This window comes from Streptomonospora arabica (assembly GCF_039531585.1).
GTDB lineage: Bacteria > Actinomycetota > Actinomycetes > Streptosporangiales > Streptosporangiaceae > Streptomonospora > Streptomonospora halophila.
The window spans coordinates 168,203-185,124 of sequence record NZ_BAAAQI010000009.1; the positions used below are offsets into that span (position 1 = coordinate 168,203).

Genomic DNA, 16,922 nt, shown 5'->3' on the forward strand with positions numbered 1-16,922 from the left:
TTTTCCGAACGGTCGCCTGGATCCGACGAATGGCACAGATCACACCGGTGACCGCTCGGGGCCACCGGCCGACCGCTGGTACCACGCCCCCCTCACTCCTGCCCGCGACCCCCTCAACAGCAAGGACCTGTGCGGCTAGGATGCGGCCATGTCAGCTTCCAACGGCTCCGCCGCGCCGCCCGCGCGGCGAGGCATCCTGCATACGGGCAGCTTCGGGCTGATGACCGGCGGACTGCTCCTGATCATCGGTGCCTTCACGCCGTGGGTGTCCACGCCCCTGGGCAACCTCTCGGCCATGGCGGGACCGGGCCTCTGGCTGCTGTGCGCGGGCGTGGTGGCCGTCGCCGGCGCGCTGCTGCCCCACCGCACCCTCGCACTCGCCCACGCGCTGATCCCGGCCGCCGCCGGCGGCTCGCTCGTGGTCTGGCAGCTCGCCAAGATCGCGCAGATCAGCGCGGAGACCGACAGCTGGGGCAAGATGCTGCCGGGCGTGAGCATGGTGATCGTCGCCGGCGGGGTCGTGCTGCTGTTCAGCGCGGCGCGGCGCATGTACACCGCGGCCTGAGCCGTGCGCGACGACGGGCACGACCTCTCGCTGGGATCGGCGGACGAGCACGACACCCCGGCCGAGGTCGACGCCGCCTTCCGCACCCTGCGGCGGGTCGCCGTCGGCCACGTCGCCGTGTTCGCCGGCGTCGTCGTGGGTGTGCCGCTGCTGACGGCGGCGCTGGACTGGTGGTCCCAGGGCAGGCTCTTCGGCGGGATGAGCCCCATGTTCGCCATGACCGCGTTCGGGCTCTACGTCTTCTTCTTCGTGCTCTGCCTGGCCGCGGCCACCCTGTCCAACGCGGTCGAGGAGCGCATGCTCGGCGGGCCGGCCCGTGAGGCCCACCACGACGAGGAGGGGACGCTCCCGCCGTGATGACGAGCATCGTGCTCCTCGTCGTCCTGCTCGCGGCCGTCGGCTCGGTGGCCGTCCTGATCCGGCCGCAGCGGACCTCCACCTTCGAGTTCTACCTCGCCGGCAGGCGGGTCGGCGTGGTCACCAACGCCTGCGCCATCTGCGGCGACTACTTCTCCGCGGCGTCCTTCCTCGGCGTGGCGGCCGCCGTCTACGCCTCGGGGCTGGACGGCATGTGGTACGCGACCGGGTTCGCCGCGGGGTTCGTGCCGGTGGTGCTGTTCATCGCCGCGCCGCTGCGGCGCTTCGGCGAGTTCTCCATCCCCGACTTCCTGGGCCGGCGGCTGGAGTCGCACGGCGTGCGGCTGGCGTCGGTCGCCATCGTGCAGTTGATCATCCTGGCCTATCTGGTGCCCCAGGCCGTGGCCAGCGGGATCATCTGGGAGCTGTTCATCGGCCGGGGGCTGGGCGGGATGTCGGCCTACTCCACCGGTGTCCTCGTCTCCACCGTCGCGATCATGCTGATGGTCTCGCTGGGCGGCATGCGCGGCACGACCTGGACCCAGGCCGTGCAGTTCCTGCTGCTGCTGGCCATCTTCCTGTGGCTGGCGATCATCGTCGTCGTCTCGGGGTTCAGCTACACCGACGCGCTGCGCGAGCTGTCCTCGCGGCCGCTGGCCAACCCCGTCGACACCGGCGGCGGCTGGCGCCTGGAGGCGGTCACCAACCGGCTGCACCCCGACTCGGCCGCCTTCTTCGGCGAGCCTGGCGGCCAGTACAGCCAGCTCGGCCAGTTCGCGCTGATCCTCTCGCTGGTTTTGGGCACCGCCGGGCTGCCGCACATCATGAACCGCTACTTCACCAGCCCCACGGGCACGGCCGCGCGTATGACCACCGTGTGGGTCGTGGGCCTGGCCGGGCTGTTCTACGCCCTGGCGGTGCTGCTGGGCACCGCGGCCCGCTCGGTGATCAGGGAGGTCGCCGCCGACGTGCCGTGGGTGGCCGAGCTGACGACCGGCGGCATCCTGCGGGTACCCGAGTACGCGCTGCTCGTCCTCGGCCAGATCTTCGGCGGCCGCGCGGGACTGGCGCTGATCGCCGTCGGCGCGCTGGTGGCGGTGCTGTCGACGATCGCCGGGCTGCTGCTGGCATCGGCGGCGTCGTGGGGCCACGACATCTACGAGCGCTACATCAACCCCCGCGCGACCCAGGCCCAGGCGCTGTGGGCGGGCCGCGCCGCGGTGGCGCTGGTCGCGGCGGTCTCGGCCGTGATGGCGCTGAGCGTGCGGCCCGAGACCCTCACCGGCCAGTTCCCGTCTATTGTGGCGACCATGGTGACCTGGGCGTTCGTGCTCGCCGGATCGGCGCTGACCCCGGTGTTCATCCTCGCCATCTGGTGGCGGCGCACCACCGGCCCAGGCGCGGTGGCGGGCATGCTCACCGGGGCCGCGGCCGCGGTGGGCATGGGCGCGGCCGGGGTGCTGCTCGGGGACTCCGCCTACTCCGAGGTGCTGCTGACCCCCACGGTCTTCTCCGCGCCGTGCGCGGCCGCCGTGACGGTGGCGGTCTCGCTGGTGACCCGGCCGCCCCAGGACACCGACCGCATCTGGGTGCGCATGCACGGCACCGCGGCCGACCGCCGCGCCGTCCGCATCGCCCGGCTGACCGTGACCGGACTCGGGCGGCGCGGCGGTGAACGCGGTTGAGCAACGGCAGCCTGCCGCTGGCGGGGGTCATCCTCCTGGCCTGGGGGGCCGTGTACCTGGTCACGCAGCTGATCACCGCGCCGCCGCTGGGCACCGGCACCACCGTGCTGATCGGCACCGCCCTGACCGCCGCTCTGATCTTCGGCTACCCCTCGGCGCTGCGGGGGCCGCGCAGCAAGCGGTCGGCGCAGCCGGTCTCGACCCGCTTCCAGCAGGGGAGGCAGAGCACCACGATCGCCGCGGTGGGCCGCTCCATGCCGCTGCGGTCCGGGCTGACCGCCGAGAGCGCGCGGCGGACCGTGCAGCTGCTGCAGCCCCTGCTCAGCGGCGCCGCGGTCGCGATCACCGACCGGGAGCACGTCCTGGCCTTCGCCGGCCCGGGATCCGCACACCACCGCTCCGGCGAGGAGGTCCCCGCACCCACCGCCCGCGCGCTGAACCGGGGCAGGACCGTGCTGGTGCGGCGGCGCGGCCAACTGGGCTGCCCGGACCCCGCATGCCCGCTGCGCACCGCGGTCGTCGCGCCGCTCACCGACGGCAACCGCACCGTGGGCACGCTGCAGGTGTACCGCGGCGACGGCGCGCTCTCGCCGCAGGGCGTGGTGGAGGGCCTGGCCGGCATCCTCTCGCTGCACCTGGAGCTGGCCGAGCTCAACCGCCGCCAGCGGCTCGCGGTCGACGCCAAGCTCGACGCGCTGCGCGCCCAGATCAACCCGCACTTCCTGTTCAACACCCTCAACACGATCGCCTCCAAGGTGCACACCGACACCGAGGAGACGCGCCAGCTCCTGGTGCGCCTGTCCGACTTCTTCCGCTATGTGGTGCGCCAGGAGGGACACTTCGCCGAGTTCGGCCAGGAGTACTTCTTCGTGCGCACCTACGTCTCCCTGGAGCAGGCGCGCTACGGCGACCGGGTCCGGGTGCGCTACGACATCGACCCCCAGGTGCTCACCGCGCACGTGCCGGTGCTGATCATCCAGCCCCTGGTGGAGAACGCGATCAAGCACGGGCTGGCGGGGAAGGTGGAGGGCGGCACCGTCACCCTGAAGGCGCGCGTGGACCCGCTGACGCGCACGACCTCCATCCGCGTCGCCGACGACGGCGTGGGGATCCCGTCCGAGCTGCTGGAACGGATTTCCGACGGCGAGCGCCGCGAAGGCGGCGGCCAGGGGCTGAGCAACATCGCGGGACGCTTGGCATCCCTCTACGGTGAGCGCTATCGTCTGGACATCCAGTCCACCGAGGACGGTGGCACTGTAGTGGATCTGCAGATACCGCTTGGGTGAGCCTATGCGCGCGCGATGCCTCATCGTCGACGATGAGGCCCCAGCGCGGGCGGACCTCCGCTACCTGCTGTCGAGATTCGATCACGTGCAGGTCGTCGGTGAGGCGTCCAACTCGGAGGAAGCCCTCCTGCTGCTGGACTCGCTCGACTACGACCTGGTGCTGATGGACATCCGCATGCCCGGCGGCACGGGGCTGGACATCGCGCGCAAGCTGCGCGAGGCGGCCAACCCGCCCCGGATCATCTTCACCACGGCCTTTCCCGACTACGCCGTCGAGGCCTTCGACCTGGACGCCGCCGACTACCTGGTCAAGCCCTTCGACGCCGAGAGGCTGGCGCGTGCGCTGGACCGCGCGCTGGCCTCGCGCGCGGAGGAGGCCGACGCCCAGCCGGTGCCGCGGCGCTCGGAGGGAAGCGAGTCGCCGCACCGCATCCCGGTGCACAAGGGCGACCGGACGGTGCTGCTCAACGAGTCCTCGATCGTCTACGCGGGCGCGGCGCGCGGGTACTCCTACCTGCAGCTCGCCGACGAGCGGGTGCTGGTCAACTTCTCGCTCAACGAGCTGGAGCGCCGGCTGCGCGGCTCGCACTTCTTCCGTGCGCACCGCTCCTACCTGGTCAATCTCGACTACGTCCGCGAACTGGCACCGGACTTCCGGGGCACCTTGATGCTGCTGATGGACGACCCCCGCAAGAGCCGCGTCGAGGTCTCCCGGCGCCAGGCCCGCGAGCTCCGCCGGGTGCTGGGGCTGTAGGGGCGCGAGCGGTTCCGCCCGTGTTCACCCTGCGTTGCCCCCCTTGACGGAAACCGCTTTCCCACTAGATTTGGTTCCGCGCGCCCGGGTGCGCCACCTGCGGCGCCGCCGGGAGTCCTGCCGCGGTCGCGCGGCGCCCGTCCCCGCGATCCCCCGACCCCCCATCCCCCGTCCGAGAACCGGGAGGCCTTCCTTGCGGGCTATTGAAACGATTTATTGCCGAGTTCGACCCGCCCTGCGCGCGGTCGCGGCCGGCGTATGCGCGGCGGTGCTCGTGCTGCCGGGCGCCGGGGCCGCCTACGCCGAGCCCTCGGGCGGCGGCCGCGGCGGAGGCCGCGGCGTCCAGCTGGAGGACCTCGACCGCGGCCTGGTCGCCGCGTCCACCGGGGACGGCGTGTTCCTGAGCTGGCGGCTGCTGGGCCACGAGACCAGGGCCGCCACCCCGCACGGGCTGAAGTCGCCGGCCTTCCGCGTCTACCGCGACGGCCGCCGCATCGCCACGGTCACCGACAGCACCGACTACCTGGACACCGAGGGCGGGCCCGACGCGAAGTACCGCGTCGTCGCCGCGGGGGAGCGCGGCAAGGGCGCCTCCGCCGAAGTGTGGCCCAAGGAGCACTACGACCTGCCCCTGCGCAAGCCCGCGGGCGGCACCACCCCCGCCGGCGAGGACTACACCTACACCGCCAACGACATGAGCGTCGGCGACGTCACCGGCGACGGCCGCTACGAGTACGTGGTCAAGTGGGACCCGACCAACTCCAAGGACGTCTCCCAGGTCGGATACACCGGCAACACCTACATCGACACCTACACCCGCGACGGCACCCTGCTGCACCGCATCGACCTGGGCGTCAACATCCGCTCCGGCGCCCACTACACCCAGTTCCTCGTCTACGACCTCGACGGCGACGGCCGCTCGGAGCTGATGTTCAAGACCGCCCCCGGGACGAAGACCATCACCTACGGTCCCGACGGCGAAGCCGCCTCCGCGGACTACATCACGATGCCGCAGGACGACGCCGAGGCGGGCCGCTCCCACAGCGACGACTACCGGATGAGCGCCGAGGACTACTACGACCACGTCGTCACGATGTTCCAAGACTGGCACGGGCACCCCGAGGTCGAGGCCGGGAACTGGCCGGCGACCCTGGAGGAGGCCTTCGGCATCGAGCCCCGCTACGACTACCCGCTCTCGCGCTCCGACGCCGAGGCGCTGGCCGACTACTTCATGGACACCTACGCGCCCGGCCGCAGCGAGCGCAACAGGCTGCGCGGGTTCGAGGGCTTCGTGCTCAGCGGTCCGGAGTATCTGAGCGTCTTCGACGGCGAGACCGGCGCCGAGCTGGACACGGTCGACTACGAGCCCCCGCGCGGCGACGACGGGCTCATGTGGGGCGACTACGCGATGTCGCGCATCGAGCCGGGCAACCGCGTGGACCGGTTCCTCTCCGGCGTGGCCTACCTGGACGGGCGCCACCCCTCGGCGGTCTTCGCCCGCGGCTACTACACCCGCGCCACCCTGGCGGCCTACCGCTTCGACGGCGAGGAGCTGCGCAAGCAGTGGCTGGTGGACAGCGGCCACGCCCCGATGTCCAACCCGTTCAACGACTCCCCGCACGGCGTCGAGGGCACCGACCCCGAGTACGGCACCCTCACCACGCAGGGCAACCACCAGATGACCTCGGCCGACGTCGACGGCGACGGCCGGCAGGAGATCGTCTACGGCGCCGCGACCATCGACGACGACGGGTCCCTGCTGTACTCCTCCTACGGCATCGGCCACCCCGACAGCGCCGTCCCGGGCGAGCGGGTGAAGCTGGGCCACGGCGACGCCCTGCACGTCGGCGACATCGATCCCCAACGCGAGGGCCTGGAGATCTGGGGCGTCCACGAAGGCGCGGCGCACGCCCCCTACGGGTTCGCGATGCGCGACGCGGCCACGGGCGAGGTCCTCTTCGGCGAGTACACCGGGGCCGACACCGGCCGGGGCATGGCCGGCGACATCGACCCCCGGACCCCGGGGCTGGAGGCGTGGTCGTCCATGCCGCCCGGCCAGGAGGTCGACGCGGGGCTGTGGACCGCCGACGGCGACTACCTCGGCCGCGACGACGTGCCCGGAACCAACATGAGCATCCGCTGGGCGGCGGACGGCACCACCCAGATCGTGAACGGCACCCGGGCGCCCACGGTCGACGACCACCGCGAGGGGACGCTGCTCACCGCCGAGGGCACCCACACCAACAACGGGACCAAGGGCAACCCGGCGCTGGTCGCCGACGTCTTCGGCGACTGGCGCGAGGAGCTGCTGCTGCGCACCGAGGACTCCGAGGCGATCCGGTTCTACACACCGACCGAGCCGACCGACCGCAAGCTCTACACCCTCATGCACGACCCGCAGTACCGCGCCGGGATCGCCGGGCAGCAGACGTCCTACAACCAGCCCGCCTACCCCGGCTTCTACCTGGCCGCCGACACCGACTGGTCGCAGGTCCCGGTTCCGCACGCCCGCTACCGCTAGCCCATTGAGGCGGGTGGCGGGTGCGGGTCGCAGGTCCCACGGGCCGGCCTGCGCCCGTCGCCGATCCGCCGAACCGCGGCGCCCGCGTCCGATCGGGGCGCGGGCGCCGGGTCGGGCGTCCTCAGCCGTCCGCGAGAGCCGCCCGCGGCGCCGGGCGGCGCCGGAGCGGCGGCGGCTCTTCAGGGCTCGCCGGCGCGCGGCGCCGGGCCCGTCGACTCCCGGATGACCAGGCGTCCGGGCTGGCGGACCACCCCCGACGCCTGCTCGCCGTTGAGCGCCCCGAACAGGTGCCGCACCGCCGTCGCGCCGAGCTGCTGGAGGTTCAGGTCCACCGTCGTCAGCGGCGGTCGGCACTCCGCGGCGAACACCTCCCAGTTGTCGTAGCCGACGACCGCGACGTCGTCGGGCACCCGCCGCCCCAGGTCGCGCAGTCCCTCGACGACGCCGGTGGCGATCTGGTCGCTGCCGCAGAAGACCGCGTCGACGCCGGGGTCGGCGCTGAGCAGGATCCCGGCCGCCTGGCGCCCCCACCGCTGGGACCAGGCGCCGTAGAGCGCGCCGCCGCCGGCCGGGGCCAGGCCGTGCTCCTGCAGGACCGCGGCCATTCCGGAGGCCCGGTCGCGCGCGGCGCGGTAGGTCTCCTCACCGGTGATGTGGCCGATGCGGCGGCGGCCGAGCGAGACGAGGTGCTCGGCGGCCAGGCGCGCCCCGCCCTCGTCGTCGGCGAGGATCGACAGGTCGTCGGGGGAGTCGGACTCGGCGTAGACGTAGGCGACGGGCACGGGGATGTCGGCGCTCAGTGAGGGGCGGACGTCGTTGCGGTCGCCGAGGACGATCAGCGCGTCGACCTGGCGGGCCACCAGGGTGCTGATGTAGTGCCGGCGCCGGATGGCGTCGCCGCGCGCGTCACACAGCAGGACCGACATCTGCTCGTCGCCCAGTGCGTTCTCCACCCCCAGCAGGATGGGGATCGCAAAGCGCCCGCCCAGCTCGTCGGTGATCAGGCCGACCATCCGGGTGGTGCCGGAGGTGAGGCCGCGCGCGAGGGCGTTGTGCTGGAAGTCCAGCTCCTCGGCCGCCTTGAGGACGCGGCGGCGGGTGGCGGCGGCGACCTCGCCCCGCGCGTTGAGCGCCTTGGACGCGGTGGCCAGCGAGACGCCGGCGAGCTCGGCGACGTCGCCGAGCGTGGGCGAGGCGGAGCGTTTTCTGCTCACCGAAAACCTTTCGAAATTACCTGGATTCCCGGCGGAGCCCGGAGGCCTGGTGTCATTGCGCAGGTGCCGTGGTCGGGTTGGTCCATCCATTCTACCGCGTGCGCCGGCTCCGTTGACATTCGTGGAGTCCGCTGCCTACGATCCCGAAAGCGCTTTCGGAATGTGGTCGCCATCACATCGCCGGCGCGCGTTCGAACGGGATACACGACGAGGAGCGGAGCGGGTGGTCACCGTGCACGACCCCGGCACAGGACGAACGCGCCGGCGCGCGGCCGCGGCGGCGAGCGCCGCCGCAGCCGCTGTGCTGGCCCTGGCGGGCTGCGGCGGCGCAGAAGGCGGCGGCGGGGCCACCGGCCAGACACTGACGATGTGGACCCGCGCGGCCACCGAGGTGCAGACCCAGCGGTTCATCGACGAATACAACAAGCTCGGCCGCAACACCGTCGAGCTGCGCGTCATCCCCAACGACACCTACCTTCAGCAGATCGCGACCGCGGCCGGCGGCGGCAACCTGCCCGACATCCTCGGCGCCGACGTGGTCTACGCGCAGCAGTTCATCGACCAGGGGTTCTTCGCCGACATCACCGACCGGGTCGAGGGGCTGGAGTACGCCGACCGGCTCGCCCCTGCCCACGTCGACGTCGCGACCTCCGGCGACGCGGTCTACGGGGTCCCGCACACCCTCGACCTCTCCGTCCTGTTCTACAACCGGGTCCTCTACGAGGAAGCGGGCCTGGACCCCGACGAGCCGCCGGAGTCGCTCGAGGAGCTCGCCGAGCACGCCGCGAGGATCCAGGAGCTCGGCGGCGGGGTCAGCGGCTCCTACTTCGAGGGCCGGTGCCCCGGCTGCATCCTGTTCACCCTCTGGCCCAGCGTCTGGGCCGAGGGCGGCGACGTGCTCAACGACGACGGCACGGCCGCCCGGCTCGACAGTGCCGAGATGGAGGAGGTCTTCGGCGTGTACCGGGGGATGGTCGAGGACGGCCTCATCCCGGAGAGCGCCAAGCAGGAGAACGGCTCGACGTGGATCTCGGCGTTCGAGGACGGCGACATCGGCGTCACCCCGATGCCCTCGACCTTCCTCAGCCGCTTCGAGGAGGGGCCCGACCTCGACATCGGCGTCGCGCCGATCCCCGGCGTCGACGGCGGCGAGTCGACCTTCGTCGGCGGCGACATCGTGGGCCTGTCCAGCACCACCGAGAAGACCGAGGCGGCCTGGGACTTCGTCTCCTGGACGCTGCGCAAGGACACCCAGCTGTCGGTGCTGGGCGGGCATAGCGACGTCATGGCGCGCGTCGACCTCTCCGACGAGGAGGCCGTGGCCGGCGACGAGCGGCTCGCGGTGTTCGACTCCCTGGTCCCCAAGGGCCGCACGCCCAAGTCCGTCGCCTTCGGCCCCACGTTCAACGACCCGCAGGGCCCCTGGCTGACGCTGGCGCGCGGCGCCGTCTACGGGCCGGACCTGCGCGCGGCGCTGGAGACCAACGACCCGAAGGTCGACGAGTCGCTCGGCGGCGGCGCATAGGCCGTGCCCGACAAGGAGCCCCCGATGACCCCCACCGCCCGGAGCCGCGGGCGCTCGCCCGTCCAGGCGCGCACCCGGGAGACCGCCACCGGACTGGTCCTGTCCGCCCCGCTCGCCCTCGTCGTCACCGTGCTGTTCGCAGTACCCCTGGTGCTGGCCCTGTGGATGTCGCTCAACGACTGGCCGCTGCTGGGCGAGCCCGCGTTCACGGGCGGCGACAACTACGCCGCCGCCGTCGACGAGGACCTCTTCACCGGCGCCGTGTGGTTCACCCTGAAGTACACGGCCTTCACCACCGCCATCCTCATCCCCGTCTCCCTGGCGATGGCCCTGCTCGTGCAGCGGCCGCGCCGGCTGACCGGGTTCGTACGCACCGCGTTCTTCCAGCCCGCCGTGGTCGGCCTGGCGGCCGCCAGCCTGCTCTGGTACGTCATCTACAGCAACGAGGTCAGCCCGTTGGGCCCGCTGCTGCGGACCGTCGGAATCGGCGACGGCAGCATCGACTGGCTGGGCACCCCCGACAGCGCGCTGTGGTCGACGATCCTGATGATCACCTGGCGCTTCGCCGGCTTCTACATGCTCATCCTGCTGACAGGCCTCCAGGCGATCCCCGACGAGGTCTACGAGGCCGCCCGCGTCGACGGCGCCGGGTGGTGGCGCACCCTGCGCAGCGTCACGCTGCCGCTGCTGCGCCCCACCCTCGCGCTGGCACTGGTGCTGTGCGTCACCGGCTCGGTGCTCGCGTTCGAGCAGTTCATGCTGCTCACCAGCGGCGGGCCGAGCAACTCCACCGTCACCGTCGTGATGGCGGTCTACCGCGAGGCGTTCACGCTGCTCGACCTGGGAGTCGCGGCCGCCATGTCGGTGCTGGTCACCGCCGTGCTGGTGGCGGGGAACGTGATCCAGCTGTCCGTGCTGCGCAAGGGGGACGACTGACATGCAGAGCGTGCACCCGCCCCAGGCCCCGACGGCGAGCGGGCCCGCCCCGCCGCGGCAGGGAACCGCGCCTGGGAGGCCGCGGCGCCCGCGCCGGCGCCTCGTCCTGCGGATCCGGACCTCGGCGCAGCAGACGACGATGCTGGCGCTGGCCGTCCTGTTCCTCGCCCCGCTGCTGTGGACCGCATGGGCGTCGGTCTACGGCCCGCAGGCGAGCGGCGGCACCGCCGGGTTCGGCACCGGAAACTACGAGCGGCTGGCCGCCTACGGCTCCGGCCTGGGCCGCTACTCCCTCAACAGTCTCGCCGTCTCGCTGATGACGGTCGCCGGCACCCTGGCGGCCGGCACACTCGGCGGCTACGCCATGGCACGGTTCCGCTTCCCCGGCCGCGACCTGCTCTTCCTGTTCACCCTGGCGATTCTGATGGTGCCCTACCCGACCATCCTGGTGCCGCTCTACGTCCTGCTGGGGTGGCTGAACCTGCAGAACTCGCTCATCGGGCTCGCCCTGGTCCTGGTGATGTTCCAGCTGCCGTTCGCCCTGTTCATGATGCGCAACGCCGTCGAGGGGGTGCCGCGCCAGCTGGACGAGGCGGCCCGGATCGACGGGTGCGGGCCGCTGCGCACCCTGGTCAGGGTGGTGGTGCCGATGGTCACGCCCGCGATGATCACCGTCGGCCTGTTCGCGTTCCTCGCGTCCTGGAACGAGTTCATCGCCCCCCTGATCCTGCTGTCCGAGGATGCGAAGTTCACGCTGCCCACGGCCCTGGCCGCGATGCGGTCCGGCAACCACGGCGCCATCGATTTCGGCGCGCTGCAGGCCGGGACCCTCGTCTCGGCCGTCCCCTGCATGCTCCTGTTCCTGCTCCTGCAGCGGCACTACGTCCGCGGCTTCACCTCCGGCGCGCTCAAGGGGTGACCGCGGCCCCGACGCCGCGTACCGCACGCCGACCGCTCACCGCGAAGGATCTCATGACCGAATCGACAGACAGCCTCGCCGACACCGACACCGCACCGGCGCTGCCGGACACCGCCGGCGCCCGGCCGGTCGCTCCGACCCGCGGGGCGCTGCGCCCCCTGGGGCTGGGGGAGGTGCGCATCACCGGCGGGTTCTGGCACCGGCGCCAGCAGGTCAACGGCGGGCCGACGATCGAGCACTGCCGCACCTGGATGGACCGCCTGGGCTGGACCTCCGACTTCACCGACCCCGCCCGCCGGGGCGCCCGCGACGGGCGCGGCCTCCAGTTCGCCGACTCCGAGGTCTACAAGCTGCTGGAAGCCATGTCCTGGGAGTCCGGCCGCTCGGTCGGCGGCGCGCACCGGTGGCGGGCCGCCGTCGCCGAGCTGTCCGAGGGCGTCGCCGCCGTCCAGAGCCCCGACGGCTACGTGCACACCGGCTACGGCGGACCCGGTCGGCCCCGCTACAGCGACCTCGGCTTCGGCCACGAGCTCTACTGCGCCGGCCACCTTCTCCAGGCCGGCGTCGCCGCCGCCCGCACCGGCGCGGACAGCGGGCTCCTGGAAACCGCCCGGCGCGCCGCCGACCACGTGTGCGAGGCGTTCGGACCCGGCGGCATCCACGGCGTGTGCGGCCACCCCGAGATCGAGCCGGCCCTGGTCGAGCTCGCCCGCCTGACCCGCGAACAGCGCTATCTCGACCAGGCCGTCCGCTTCCTCGACCGCCGCGGCCACCGCACTCTGCCCGAGCACGCGGTGGACCGGGCCTACTTCCAGGACGACGTGCCGATCCGCGGTGCGCGCGTACTGCGCGGCCACGCCGTGCGCGCCCTCTACCTCTCCTGCGGAGCGGTGGACGCGGCCGTGGAGACGGGTGACGAGGAACTGCTGGAGGCCGTGGCGGCCCAGTACGACCGCACCCTCGACCGGCGCACCTACATCACCGGCGGCATGGGCTCCCACTACGCCGGCGAGGCCTTCGGCGACGACTTCGTGCTGCCCGCCGACCGCGCCTACTCCGAGACCTGCGCCGGCGTGGCCTCGGCGATGCTGGCCTGGCGCCTGCTGCTGGCGACCGGCGAACCCCGCTACGCCGACGCCCTGGAGCGCGTCCTCTACAACGTCGTCGCCGCGTCCGTCGCCGACGACGGGCGGTCCTTCTTCTACGCCAACACCCTGCACCAGCGCGTGCCCACCGAGCCGGCGGTCGCCGACCGGGCGACGCGGCGCTTCGGCGGCGGCCCCCGCGCCCCGTGGTTCGAGGTCTCCTGCTGCCTGCCCAACGCCGCCCGGCTGCTGGCCTCCCTCGGCGCCTACCTGGCCACCGCCGACCACGGCGGCCTCCAGCTGCACCAGTACGCCGACGCCGAGGTGCGCACCCGCCTGGGCGACGGCCGCCCCGTCGGAGTGGCGGTGAGCACCCGCTACCCCGACACCGGCACCGTGGCGGTGCGCGTCACCGAGGCCCCCGGCGGCCCGTGGTCGCTCACGCTGCGCGTGCCGCACTGGGCCGAGGGCGCGGTGCTGGCCGAGCCCGGCGGCCCCCGGCGGCCCGTCGCCCCCGGGACAGCCGTCGTGCACCGGGCGTTCGAGGAGGGCGACGAGGTGCGCCTGGAACTGCCCGTCCACCCGAGGTGGACGTTCCCCGACCCGCGCATCGACGCGGTGCGCGGCTGCGCCGCCGCCGAACGGGGGCCCGTCGTCCTCTGCGCCGAGTCCCCCGATCAGGGCGGCGGCGACCTGGAGGATGTGCGCGTGGACACCGGCGCCGAGCTGAAGTACGCCGGCGACGGCGCCGAGGTGGACGGCCGCTTCGAGCCGCCCCTCGACAACGGCCGCCCCTACACGTCCCGAGAGCCCGCGAGAGAGGAGGCCGACACCCGCACCGTCCGCCTCGTGCCCTACCACCGCTGGGCCCGCCGCGGCCCGTCGACCATGCGCGTCTGGCTTCCCCGGCTGGACTGAGCCCGGCCCGGGCGGCGGCCCCCGAGCCCGGCGGCCGTGCGGCCGGGCCGCCGGGGCGCCCGTGCCGGTCCACCCGATCCGCAAGCCCCGGCCGCCTCGCCGGGGCCCTGCAGAAAGGTCCCCCGATGAAACGAACGGCACTGCGCTGCACTGCCGCGACCGCGGTACTCACCGTGGCAGCGGCGGGACTCGCCGCCACACCCGCCCACTCCGCCGCGACCCTCGTCGTCGACGCCTCCAGGTCCCTGGGCCCCGTGACCCACGCGGCATCCGGCGGGCTCTACGCGCTCGCCGAGAACGAGCGGCCGGACGACTCCATGCTCCACCCGATCCGGATGCGCAACGTCACCCAGCCCGCACCCGGCAGCCTGCACGAGCCCAACGGGCAGCCGCCCGGCGGCGACTCCCTGCTCGTGGCGCCCCAGGCCGACCGCGCCGGCGCCGGTGTCGTCATCCGGATGCCCGACATCTATCCCGACTTCCCCTATCAGTGGGTGAGCTGGGACGACTGGCTGAGCAAGGTCGACACCCAGGTGCGCGACCGCCTCGACGCCTCGACGGTCAGCAACATCGAGGGCTACGAGCTGTGGAACGAGCCCGGCTGGACCTGGGACACCGAGGCCGCCGGGCCCTTCAACGAAGCGTGGGTGCGCACCTTCGAGCGGGTCCGCTCCCAGGATCCGGTGACCCCGGTCATCGGCCCCAGCATCTCCAGCTACCGGGAGGACTTCATGCGGTCCTTCCTCACCCACGCCCGCGACAACGGCGCACTGCCCGACGTGGTGTGCTGGCACGAACTGCAGTCCACTCCCGAGGCGATCGAGCGCAACATCGCCGACTACCGCGCACTCGAACGGGAGCTCGGCATCAGCCCGCGCCCTATCGCGATCAACGAGTACGGCTCGCCCGAGCAGGTGGACCAGCCCGGCCCGGTCGCCAGCTACATCGCCAAGTTCGAGCGCGGCGGCGTGGACTCGGCCAACCGCGCCTTCTGGTACGAGTACGGCACCGTCAACGGGCTGGTGACCGATAACGACCGGCCCACCGGAACGTGGTGGCTGTACAAGTGGTACGGCGACATGACCGGGCGGATGGTGGCCGCGGACCCGCCGGCCTCCACCGGCATCGACGGGTTCGCCGCCTACGACGAGGAGCGCCGCGTGTTCAGCGCGGTCTTCGGCGACCAGGCGGGCGACAACACGGTGCGGGTCACCGGCCTGGAGGGCCTGGGCGATCGGGTCCGCGTGCGCGTCGAGTCGACTCCGGCCTCCGGGCGCTTCACCCACGTTCCCGAGCCCGCCTCCGTGCTGGAGGAGACCCGCGCCGTCGAGAACGGCGGGGTCGAGGTCCAGGTGCCCGGGATGACCGCGACCAGCGCCTACCGGCTGGTCGTGGAGCCCGTCGCGGGTGTCGACCACCCGCTGCGCTACGAGGCCGAGAACGCGTCGGTCTTCCGCGCCCAGCGTCTGGAGTCGGCCGGCGCGTCCAACGGCGGCTACGTCGGACGCATCGACAACAGCGGGGACTTTCGCACCGACAGCTACGTCGACTTCACCGTCGAGGTCCCGGAGTCGCGCGAGTACACCATGACGATCGGCTACGCCAACGGCACGGGCGCGGCCGCGACCCACGGGCTGGCCTACAACGGCGGCGCGTGGCGCACCGTCGAGTACCCGGCGACCGGCGGCTGGGGCGAGTTCGGCGACACCGTGACGACCACCGTCGAGCTGCACGCCGGCTACAACACCATCCGCCTGGCCAAGGGCGCCCCGCACTTCGCCGGCGCCACCGGCTACGCCGAGCTGGACTACATCGAGCTCGACTGAGCCGACGGAGCCCGCCCTCCCGTGCGCCGCGCTGGGGCCGCGGGCTCCGCGCGCGGGAGGTACGGGTCCGCGAGGGCGCCGCCGGCGGGGTGCCGTGGGCACGGCCGCCGGCGGCGCGCCGGCCGTTCAGCGGGGGAAGACGGTGCCGTCGAACAGCTTGCGGGCGGTGCGGATGACGGCCGAGCGCCCCACTCTCGGCGGTGAGCAGGTGCGGTCGAGCTCGACCTCGACGGCGAGGACGCCGGAGGGGTGCTCGATCTCCACGGGCGCGCCGGGCGGCGGTGGTGCGAACAGGTCGGCACCCACGGAGCCGTCGAGCATCAGCGCGGTCACCGCGCTGATACCCCCCAGCACGCCGATCGAGGGGTGCGGCCGCACCGGGATGAACGTCCGGGTGCACACGGCGCCGCCGTCGCGCGGCGCGGCCACCAGAGTGGTCTTGGGCACCGGGCTCTCGGCGACGTCGCCCAGGCCCATCAGCTCTGCGGCGCGCATGCGCAGCGACTGGACGCGCTCGGCCAGCGCGGTGTCGGCGGCCAGGTCGGCCACGGGCTCGAAGCCGCGGACACCGAGGTCCTCGGCGCGTACGACCACGACCGGCATGCCGTTGTCGACGCAGGTGACGGCGATCCCGTCGATCTCGTCGCGGATCCGGCCGGTGGGCAGCAGCGCGCCGCACACCGAACCCTCCGTTCCTGCGAAGTCCAGCGAGACCGCGGCGGCGGTACCGGGAACGCCGGAGACGGCGGTGGTGCCGGAGTAGGCGGGGCGGCCGCCGGGAGTGGCAAACGACGCCACCGAGGTACTGCCGGTGTTGACCAGGCGCACTCGCACGCTGGTGCGCTCGGGGCCGGCGGCCGCCAGGCCGCGCTCGACGGCGAACTGGCCGACCCCGGCGAGGAGGTTTCCGCAGGTCTGGCGGTCGGAGACGGTCGGTTCGTCCACGCCGAGCTGCAGGAACAGGTAGTCGACGTCGCGGTCGGGCCCGGCGGCGGGCGAGACGATCGCGACCTTGCTGGTGACCGACTGGGCGCCGCCGATGCCGTCGATCTGGCTCGGGTCGGGCGTGCCCATGATCCGCAGGAGGAGGTCGTCGCGGAGCCGCGGGTCGGCCGGCAGGTCCTCGGCCAGGAAGTAGGCGCCCTTGGACGTGCCGCCGCGCATCAGCATGCAGCGGATCCCGGAGTCGGCGGCCTCCGCGGCGCTCACGGCCGCACCGCCCCGCCGGTCGCCGGGGCCGGTCTTCCGAGGGCGGCCGGGTAGTCCGCTGGCGGCATCGCTTCCCCCTCGTCGCGTTCGTCCTTGGCGTATACGTGGCGGATTCAGCATGC

General features: G+C 73.0%; 13 protein-coding genes. 11 read left to right on the forward strand and 2 right to left on the reverse strand.

Annotation, left to right across the window (positions count from 1 at the left end):
- Window positions 1–148 precede the first annotated feature (148 nt).
- The 6 genes from ABD284_RS16450 to ABD284_RS16475 all read left to right on the forward strand — a co-directional run bounded on the left by ABD284_RS16450 (window position 149) and on the right by ABD284_RS16475 (window position 7,168).
- Window positions 149–565, forward strand: a complete 417-nt coding sequence (locus tag ABD284_RS16450; protein WP_344144281.1) for a hypothetical protein — start codon at window positions 149–151, stop codon at window positions 563–565.
- Between the two features lie 3 nt (window positions 566–568).
- Window positions 569–922, forward strand: coding sequence for a hypothetical protein (locus ABD284_RS16455; RefSeq protein ID WP_344144283.1), 354 nt, complete (start codon window positions 569–571; stop codon window positions 920–922).
- Window positions 922–2,607 (forward strand): solute symporter family protein, encoded by a 1,686-nt coding sequence (locus ABD284_RS16460; protein WP_344144356.1) that lies wholly within the window; start codon window positions 922–924, stop codon window positions 2,605–2,607. The genes ABD284_RS16455 and ABD284_RS16460 overlap by 1 nt, the downstream gene beginning before the upstream one ends.
- Window positions 2,604–3,893 carry a GAF domain-containing sensor histidine kinase gene (locus ABD284_RS16465; protein ID WP_344144285.1) on the forward strand — a complete coding sequence of 430 codons (1,290 nt, stop codon included), beginning with the start codon at window positions 2,604–2,606 and terminating at the stop codon, window positions 3,891–3,893. The genes ABD284_RS16460 and ABD284_RS16465 overlap by 4 nt, the downstream gene beginning before the upstream one ends.
- A gap of 4 nt (window positions 3,894–3,897) precedes the next feature.
- A complete protein-coding gene (locus ABD284_RS16470; RefSeq protein ID WP_344144288.1) occupies window positions 3,898–4,647 on the forward strand; it encodes a LytR/AlgR family response regulator transcription factor in 750 nt (249 codons plus the stop codon).
- Between the two features lie 268 nt (window positions 4,648–4,915).
- Complete coding sequence (locus ABD284_RS16475) at window positions 4,916–7,168, forward strand: rhamnogalacturonan lyase (RefSeq protein ID WP_386698816.1); 2,253 nt, start codon at window positions 4,916–4,918, stop codon at window positions 7,166–7,168.
- Between the two features lie 179 nt (window positions 7,169–7,347).
- On the opposite strand, the gene ABD284_RS16480 is transcribed toward ABD284_RS16475, so the two are convergent.
- Window positions 7,348–8,382, reverse strand: a complete 1,035-nt coding sequence (locus ABD284_RS16480; RefSeq protein WP_344144292.1) for a LacI family DNA-binding transcriptional regulator — start codon at window positions 8,380–8,382, stop codon at window positions 7,348–7,350.
- Window positions 8,383–8,605: 223 nt separating this feature from the next.
- Here ABD284_RS16480 and ABD284_RS16485 point away from each other — a divergent pair, with 223 nt between their 5' ends.
- From ABD284_RS16485 to ABD284_RS16505, 5 genes are all read left to right on the forward strand, one after another.
- Entirely contained in the window at window positions 8,606–9,907 is a 1,302-nt protein-coding gene (locus tag ABD284_RS16485; protein ID WP_344144295.1) for an ABC transporter substrate-binding protein, read from the forward strand.
- 24 nt (window positions 9,908–9,931) lie between these two features.
- A complete protein-coding gene (locus tag ABD284_RS16490; RefSeq protein ID WP_344144298.1) occupies window positions 9,932–10,843 on the forward strand; it encodes a carbohydrate ABC transporter permease in 912 nt (303 codons plus the stop codon).
- Window positions 10,844–10,982: 139 nt separating this feature from the next.
- Window positions 10,983–11,762, forward strand: coding sequence for a carbohydrate ABC transporter permease (locus tag ABD284_RS16495; RefSeq protein ID WP_344144301.1), 780 nt, complete (start codon window positions 10,983–10,985; stop codon window positions 11,760–11,762).
- 53 nt (window positions 11,763–11,815) lie between these two features.
- A complete protein-coding gene (locus ABD284_RS16500) occupies window positions 11,816–13,765 on the forward strand; it encodes a glycoside hydrolase family 127 protein (protein ID WP_344144304.1) in 1,950 nt (649 codons plus the stop codon).
- A gap of 125 nt (window positions 13,766–13,890) precedes the next feature.
- On the forward strand, window positions 13,891–15,591 hold the full coding sequence (locus ABD284_RS16505) for a CBM35 domain-containing protein (protein WP_344144307.1): 1,701 nt from the start codon (window positions 13,891–13,893) through the stop codon (window positions 15,589–15,591).
- A gap of 126 nt (window positions 15,592–15,717) precedes the next feature.
- Here ABD284_RS16505 and ABD284_RS16510 read toward each other — a convergent pair whose 3' ends face one another.
- Entirely contained in the window at window positions 15,718–16,800 is a 1,083-nt protein-coding gene (locus ABD284_RS16510) for a 4-oxalomesaconate tautomerase (RefSeq protein WP_344144310.1), read from the reverse strand.
- Window positions 16,801–16,922: the final 122 nt, after the last annotated feature.

Coding starts and splice junctions, on each gene's coding strand:
- ABD284_RS16450 (WP_344144281.1), top strand. CDS start 149: ATGTCAGCTTCCAACGGCTCCGCCGCGCCGCCCGCGCGGCGAGGCATC.
- ABD284_RS16460 (WP_344144356.1), top strand. CDS start 922: ATGACGAGCATCGTGCTCCTCGTCGTCCTGCTCGCGGCCGTCGGCTCG.
- ABD284_RS16470 (WP_344144288.1), top strand. CDS start 3,898: ATGCGCGCGCGATGCCTCATCGTCGACGATGAGGCCCCAGCGCGGGCG.
- ABD284_RS16490 (WP_344144298.1), top strand. CDS start 9,932: ATGACCCCCACCGCCCGGAGCCGCGGGCGCTCGCCCGTCCAGGCGCGC.
- ABD284_RS16495 (WP_344144301.1), top strand. CDS start 10,983: ATGCTGGCGCTGGCCGTCCTGTTCCTCGCCCCGCTGCTGTGGACCGCA.
- ABD284_RS16500 (WP_344144304.1), top strand. CDS start 11,816: ATGACCGAATCGACAGACAGCCTCGCCGACACCGACACCGCACCGGCG.
- ABD284_RS16505 (WP_344144307.1), top strand. CDS start 13,891: ATGAAACGAACGGCACTGCGCTGCACTGCCGCGACCGCGGTACTCACC.